General features: G+C 43.9%; 5 protein-coding genes. 4 read left to right on the top strand and 1 reads right to left on the bottom strand.

The window, feature by feature from the left end:
• Positions 1 to 964 precede the first annotated feature (964 nt).
• Genes BV372_RS22845 through BV372_RS22835 form a run of 3 tightly spaced genes read left to right on the top strand, consistent with a single transcriptional unit; the run spans position 965 to position 4,781 of the window.
• Positions 965 to 1,678 carry a 2Fe-2S iron-sulfur cluster-binding protein gene (locus tag BV372_RS22845; protein WP_086688788.1) on the top strand — a complete coding sequence of 238 codons (714 nt, stop codon included), beginning with the start codon at positions 965 to 967 and terminating at the stop codon, positions 1,676 to 1,678.
• The gene (locus tag BV372_RS22840; protein WP_086688787.1) at positions 1,675 to 2,670 is read left to right on the top strand and encodes a xanthine dehydrogenase family protein subunit M; all 996 of its coding nucleotides are present in this window, start codon (positions 1,675 to 1,677) and stop codon (positions 2,668 to 2,670) included. Before BV372_RS22845 ends, BV372_RS22840 begins: the two co-directional genes overlap by 4 nt.
• On the top strand, positions 2,667 to 4,781 hold the full coding sequence (locus BV372_RS22835; RefSeq protein WP_086688786.1) for a xanthine dehydrogenase family protein molybdopterin-binding subunit: 2,115 nt from the start codon (positions 2,667 to 2,669) through the stop codon (positions 4,779 to 4,781). Before BV372_RS22840 ends, BV372_RS22835 begins: the two co-directional genes overlap by 4 nt.
• A gap of 205 nt (positions 4,782 to 4,986) precedes the next feature.
• Here the strand turns inward: BV372_RS22835 and BV372_RS22830 are convergent, their stop codons facing one another.
• Complete coding sequence (locus BV372_RS22830; RefSeq protein ID WP_143845246.1) at positions 4,987 to 5,346, bottom strand: hypothetical protein; 360 nt, start codon at positions 5,344 to 5,346, stop codon at positions 4,987 to 4,989.
• Between the two features lie 622 nt (positions 5,347 to 5,968).
• On the opposite strand from BV372_RS22830, the gene BV372_RS22825 reads away from it, so the two are divergent.
• Positions 5,969 to 6,967 carry a hypothetical protein gene (locus BV372_RS22825; protein WP_256973406.1) on the top strand — a complete coding sequence of 333 codons (999 nt, stop codon included), beginning with the start codon at positions 5,969 to 5,971 and terminating at the stop codon, positions 6,965 to 6,967.
• Positions 6,968 to 7,491: the final 524 nt, after the last annotated feature.

The following is a 7,491-nucleotide window of genomic DNA, read 5'->3' as shown; positions in this document are numbered from 1 at the left end:
CAGAATGCTACCTATACTTAGATTTACCATCTGTCGCATTCTTTTTTCAAATTGGTATAACTTGCATAATTAATGCGGGTAAGATGCCTAACTGGCAAGTGTTTGATGAAATTGAGATATGCAAATGTGCAGAGGTAATATCAAACAAGATTCAGTAGCAATAAATCAAAAAATAACCAACGTTTGTGATATTAAGATGTAATTATTTCTGAACCTATACGAAAAGCTTACGGTTGGAAAGTTGCTGAGTAATTAACACTAACTCAGATAGGCAATAGAATTATTCTTAAAATAAAGAAACCTTTTTTAAAACTACTTTAGAAGATGTTGCTGGATGCTGGAAATCTCAATGTATACCAAAACTCTTGAGGATATAGATCATGCCATTAGCGAAAGCGCAAAATGTCCAATTTTAGTAAAAATTGTTAATATTTGGCTGTTACTAGTAATTTAAAGCCGCGATCGCTTAACTAAAATGGCATAAGCTTTAAAATACTTAAGGTTTATTGTAATTGGGGAACCACTGCTTTCCAGTGGCAGACTTACAAATAGGATTTCTTAATCTTTATTTAAGAATAAGAAGTTATTATATTTTACACCAGATGAGTTTTGTAAATCAAAGTTATCACGGAGTTCGTTTAATACTACTTGGAAATTATTAGTCTCTAAAAATACCTAAAAAATTAATGGGTGAGAATTTAATCTCTAAAATGATAAGAGCATAGGCAAACTTATAATTTTTCAATGAACATGGCAAGATTTAAGCTTGAGGTAACTTTGTAGCGATCGCGTACTGAAAGCCTAGCAACTATAAAGTACAGATTGTTTTTCTATGAAAGTCTTTACTCAATCAGAGTTTAAACTTTTTTAGCTAATTAATTATTTAGGTAGCCAATTATGCAAATGATGCTTTATACTCAGAAATTTTTCAAATTACTGCATTGTTGCTCAAAAGGTAAAAATCATGCCACACAATGAAAAAGGTGGAGGAAAAACTTCCCGGCGCGGTTTTTTGGGACAAGCACTGACCGCAGCGGGTACGGCGATAGCCGCTCCGACCTTGCTCAATCAAGCAAGCATAGCTAAGGAAGCTACTCAAAATTCCCAAGGAGAGATAACCGTGAAACTTACGGTAAATGGCGAGCAGCAAAATCTCAATATTGAACCGCGTGTTACACTTCTGGATGCGCTGCGTGAGCATTTAGGGCTAGTGGGCAGTAAGAAGGGATGCGATCATGGGCAGTGTGGAGCTTGTACAGTTTTAATTGATGGTGAGCGAGTTTATTCTTGCCTAGCTCTGGCAGTGATGCAGGAAGATAAGAACATTGTCACTATTGAAGGTTTGGCGAAAGGCGATACTCTTCATCCAGTGCAAGCGGCATTTATTGATAACGATGGCTTTCAGTGCGGTTATTGCACGCCAGGACAGATTTGTGCTTCGGTTGCCCTACTTGATGAAGTTAAACGAGGCTGTGCTAGCGTTGTCACCGCAGATTTGAATCGTCCGCCACAGCTGGTTGAACTTTCTGAAAAGGAAATCAAAGAGCGATTAAGCGGTAATCTTTGTCGATGCAGCGCCTACAACGGCATTGTAGCGGCAGTGCAACAAGCAGCAGGACAAACGCCGCCTTCTGCCGTTGCAGATGTAATGGTTAGTGAACCAGGGGAAAGGACATGAAAAATTTCACCTACACCCGCGCTAGTTCTGTTAAGGATGCAGTGCAAAGAGCTAGTGCCGATCGAGATGCCATGTTTATTGCAGGTGGGACAAATCTAGTCGATCGCCTGAAGGTTTTCTTAGATGAGCCATCGCAACTGATTGATATTTCGCGATTGGAGATGAAGCGAATTGAAAAGCTGGCTAATGGCGGTTTGCGTTTAGGAGCATTAGTCACAAATACGGCTGTAGCAGACAATGCCGATGTGCGCCGTGACTACCCAATCCTCGCCCGCGCCATTCTTTCGGGAGCATCTCAGCAAATTCGCAACGCTGCCACAGTAGGCGGTAATTTACTACAGCGTACCCGTTGTCCTTACTACTACGATACTGCCTTCCCTTGCAACAAACGAGAACCAGAACAAGGTTGCCCAGCGATCGCAGGCATCAATCGCATACACGCTATCCTTGGAGCCAGCGACCAATGTGTAGCAGTGAATCCTTCCGATATGAGTGTTGCTTTGGCTGCTTTAGATGCCGTCGTTGATGTTGTCGGTCCTCAAGGAAAGCGGCAAATACCATTTACAGAGTTCCATCGTCTTCCAGGAAACACGCCCCAGCGAGATACAAATCTGGAGGTGGGGGAGTTGATTACTGCTGTAATTTTGCCACCAGTACCTTTGGCTAAATCGGGAGTTTATTTAAAGTTACGCGATCGCACTTCCTATGCTTTTGCCTTAGTTTCTGTGGCAGCGGCTGTTGAGTTAAAAGGCGATAACATTCAAGATGTGCGTTTAGCGATCGGTGGTGTAGCTCACAAACCTTGGCGATCGATAGAAGCAGAAAAGTTTTTAATTGGCAAGACTGCTGAAACCACAACATTTCAACAAGCAGCAGAAATTGCTCTCAAGGGAGCCACGCCCTTATCTGACAACGCTTACAAAGTGGAATTAGCAAAGCGAGCAATTCGTCGCGCACTCACGGTTTCTGCCAAAGGAGGAGGCGTAGTATGAACAAAGTGATTGGCACAGGTGTTAACCGCAAAGATGGACTGGCAAAGGTTACGGGTACTGCCACCTACGCCGCCGAACATCAAATTCAGGGTTTAGTTCACGGGTATATCGTCACCGCTACTATTGCCAACGGACAAATCAAAAGTATCGATACCACTACAGCCCAGAAAGCACCAGGGGTAATTGCTGTTTTTACTCACAAAAACGCACCCAAGGTATACAAGCCTGCCAACGACTTTATGACCTCGAAAATTTACGAGGCGCGTTTACCATTGTCAGATGACAAAGTTTATTACGGTGGTCAAATTATCGGTTTGGTAGTAGCAGATACCTTCGAGCGGGCACGGGATGCAGCGCATCTGGTTAAAGTGGAATACACAACCCAAAAGCCGCTGGTAGATGCCACAAAAGCTACCTTCAAAGAGGCACCGCCTTTGTTTGGTGAGGAATTTAAGTTTGAGAAAGGCAATGTAGCAGCAGGTAACTCAGCCGCCGGGGTCAAAATTGCAGCTACTTACAAGACTGCTACCGAACTGCACGCAGCAATGGAACCCCACGCCATTATTGCCCATTGGCAAGATAGCAACTCTTTGACAATCTACGAGCCATCGCAATGGGTAATGGGTTCACAGCGCACCTATGCACAGCTTTTCGGAATGCCAACTGAACGAGTTCGGGTTATTACTCCGTTTCTAGGCGGAGGTTTTGGCTCCAAAGCCGTACCCTGGCCTCACGGTATTCTGGCAGCGGCGGCGGCACGGGAAATCAAGCGTCCGCTCAAAGTTGTCCTCAGCCGTCGGCAAATGACAGCTAACGCCGGACACCGCTCGGAAACTGAGCAATTAATCCGTTTGGGGGCAACTGCGGATGGTAGGCTGACTGTAATCGAGCATGAGGCGAAATCTTGCACCTCACCTGTGGATGTCTTTCCCGAACCCTGCACAGGTATTACGCCAGCAATGTATACTGCGCCGAATTTGCGGCTCAAGCAAGAACTAGCGATAGTGAATACAGGCACACCCACATTCATGCGTGCTCCGGGAGAGAATCCGGGGATGTGGGCAATGGAATCAGCAATCGATGAATTGGCTTGGGCGCTGAAAATTGACCCAGTAGAACTGCGCATCAAAAACGAAACCAAAGAACACCAACGGAAGGGTTTACCATTTTCAGCCAAGCATTTTGCAGATTGTTTGCGAGTGGGTGCAGAGAAATTTGGCTGGAAAGACAGACCAAAACAAGTGCGATCGCTCACCCGTGACGGTAAACTCATTGGTTGGGGTCTAGCCGCCGCCACCTTCCCTGGTATGAGAGGTAAAGCTTCAGTTAAGGCACGGTTGCTACCAGATGGTACAGCCCACATCCTGACTGCTGGTAATGATATGGGTACTGGTGCTTATACCGTTGTGGCTGCCACAGCCGCTGAGGTTTTGGGTTTACCAGTAGAAAAGGTACGGGTGGAAATGGGGGACTCCTTATTACCAGATGGTGGCTTGGCAGGTGGTTCGCAAATGACAGCATCCCTTGTCCCGGCGGTAATGTCAGCTTGTCAGGAAGTCCTGAAAACTGCTAACGCTAAAACTGCACAGGAAGCGTTGACAAAACTGCATCAATCTGGCAGAGCCGCCTTTGAAGCCACAGCCTCCTCCGCGCCAGGAGATGAGACAAAGAAATGGGCGTTTCAGTCTTGGGGTGCGCATTTTTGCGAAGTCAGTATCGATGAAGAAATTGGACGCCTACAGGTAACGCGCTGGGTATCGGTGATGAACATTGGACAAGTCATCAATGCTAAAACAGCAGCCAGCCAAGTACGCGGCGGCGTCATTATGGGTATTGGACAAGCTCTGATGGAAGAGTGTCACTTTGACCCTAACATCGGCTACCCTGTAGTCTACGATTTAGCTACCTACCACTTTCCCGCCCATGCAGACATTCCCCGCATTCAAGTAGCCTTTGTTGGTGAACCAGATCTCAACTTCAACCCAGCAGGTGCAAGAGGTGTAGGCGAAATTGGCATTACAGGTGTGTCAGCTGCGATCGCCAACGCAGTTTATCATGCCACAGGTAAACGCATCCGTGATTTACCGATTACACCTGATAAGTTGTTGTGATTTTCTTTTATTAAATCACTATAATTATGCGATCGCATCTGTGAAATAAAACGTTATTGTCACTCCCTAATGAGTGCGATCGCTATCTTAGTGGGCCTGGTATTAGCCATAATTAAGATAAACTACCCTACGACCATTGGTAGGCTATTTTTTTATTGTCAGTTAATCAGATATCGTACAACAGTTGAATACCTCACAACCAAAATTAACCTAATATATTTAAATACTGACTGTAAACAAGAAAAACGACAATTCCAACGAAAATAAACAGAACTAAAGTAGCTATTAAAGCACGATGTCGAGAAATAACATCAAGAAGTACTAGTAGCCAGAATAAGGCAATTTCAACAGCACTAGCAATGAATATAAGTATGAGATTTAGTTGAATTTTTTGGGACTGAAAAGCTAAATTAAGCCCTATGCCTAAAGAACCACCTTCAAGACGAGGGGACGATATCCTTAGCTGCGACTCTACCAAATTAACTACTAACCAAATAATTACTATGCCGCCCATCACAGTCATTACAACAGCCAGTCCTTTAAATAATCGATTGATAAGCATCATTTTTTGCCCCTAAAAGAAAATTTTGAGCCAATGATAAGTATCGTTAAGTTCAAAGACATCGCCGAAGTTATTGAACGGAAAATTATCACAATGTAGGGACTCGCCGCCTTGTAGACGAAAGATATCACCAAAGCTTATGCGCTCGCTAACAAGGTGCATGTTGCTATGGTCTGGGTAAATATTCATCCTGCAACCTTCCCTGAGTTAAGTAATCTGCCATTGGTCAAGAACTAGGAGAATATGGCTTCAAGCAAATTACCAGTGCGATCGCGCATCTTCGATTGGGCAAGAACAGTGAACGGCATTGGCTTTCAAAAGCTTTGATATTGCTTATTTGTACAACCAAAGTAAGAAATTCACGATTGCAGTTTCTCACTTTGAGCTTTCTAAGAGCATTTTTACCGTCTGTTAAGTAGTTACATAAAAATTGATATAGGTGCAAGGGGTGTGGCAGTTTCTTATACATACTGTGGCTAGACGGGGGAAAATGGTTAAGAATCCTATAGAAGTAAGAAGGAAGAGGTACTTTAAGCTCAATTCACAAATCGCTCAGTTGGATAATGCACAATTGCATTCTCTGTTTGACAATAGTAAGTCGAATGAGTCGAGTACGAGTTGGGGGATGAATCACACCATCGTTCTTGGGGAATCCAAGGTCTTTGTGAAACGTGTTCCGGTGACAAACATCGAATTTGACAACCTATTCTCCACCAGAAACCTCTATAATTTGCCGACTTACTGTAATTACGGCTTCGGTTCTACTGGTTTTGGGGTCTTTCGGGAACTCGTGACCCATATCAAGACAACCAACTGGGTATTGGAGGGGGCGATCGCATCCTTTCCACTGATGTATCATTATCGGATTATTCCGTTCTCTGGGCAGCGTACAGATGTGGATGAGTCGCATCTGAAAGATTATGTTGAGTACTGGGGCAATAGTGCAAACGCCGGGAATTACCTGTTAGATAGAGCGATCGCCAACTATGAGTTGCTTCTGTTCCTAGAGTACATTCCGTATGTTCTGGAAAAATGGTTGCGGGAAAACCCGAACAAACTTCAGCAACCTCTAGATGACTTACGCACGACGATTGACTTTTTGAGGACGAAGGAAATCATCCACTTCGACGCACATTTTCGCAACACCCTCACCGACGGCGAACAGACATATTTAACCGATTTTGGGTTGGTATTGGACAAGAGTTTCGCATTGACGAAAGATGAAGAGTCTTTCTTTGAGCAGAACACATTTTATGACTACGGAGAAGTCCTGCGGAATCTTGGTCACCTGATTCGAGCGCCATATGATTCATGTTCGGAGAAAGGTAAACGCAGGATAATGGAGAAATATGACATAAAAGATGGTTTAAAACCTTATGAACTGCGGTCCATATTACTCGACAACATTGAGCAAATACATGCTGACGGAGACATAAATTTAGATGAGTTCTATGTTGCTAGCATCGTCAAATACCGTAGCATCATTACGCTGATGCAAAACTTCTTTGCTGATATGTGGGAAAATAATCAGAAGGACACGAAACTTCGTCACATAGAACTACAGCTGCTACTCAAACAGACGGGGTTTATTTCTGTTGCTGGAACCCACGGCGGATATTCGTGAAAAGTTAACGTAATCGCACTTTTGTCAAGATGGCGCTGCTCATATTATAAGTACGACCAAGCTAGAAGGGTTAACAGCATTGGCTTTCTAAAGCTTTGCTATTGCTTGTTTGTTGCAAGTAAAATTGGCATTACAGGTTTGTCAACTGCGATCGCCAACGCAATTTATCATGCTACAGGTAAACGCATCCGTGAATTACCCATAACACCTGATAAATTATTGTAATTTGCTTTTGTTGAGAGCAGATTGCCAAAGAGTGAGTTTTCAGTTATCAGTTAATCCCTGAGTCTGAGGTTACCGTCGCAGATGGTAGGTTTCACTTGGGGTCTCAATCTCCATGTGAACTGATAACTATTTGACGTTTCCGTGTTTTGCGTAGTCTGAATCAACTTCCGGGTTCCTGGAATCAACATCAGGGTTGACGTTTCAGTGTTTCGCGTAACCTGAATCAACTTCCGGGTTCTTGGAATCAACATCAGGGTTGACGTTTCAGTGTTTCGCGTAGTCTGAATCGACTTCCGGGT

Origin of the sequence: Nostoc sp. T09, from assembly GCF_002154695.1 — a bacterium.
Classification (GTDB): domain Bacteria; phylum Cyanobacteriota; class Cyanobacteriia; order Cyanobacteriales; family Nostocaceae; genus Aulosira.
This window is presented reverse-complemented; position numbering and strand designations above follow the sequence as displayed.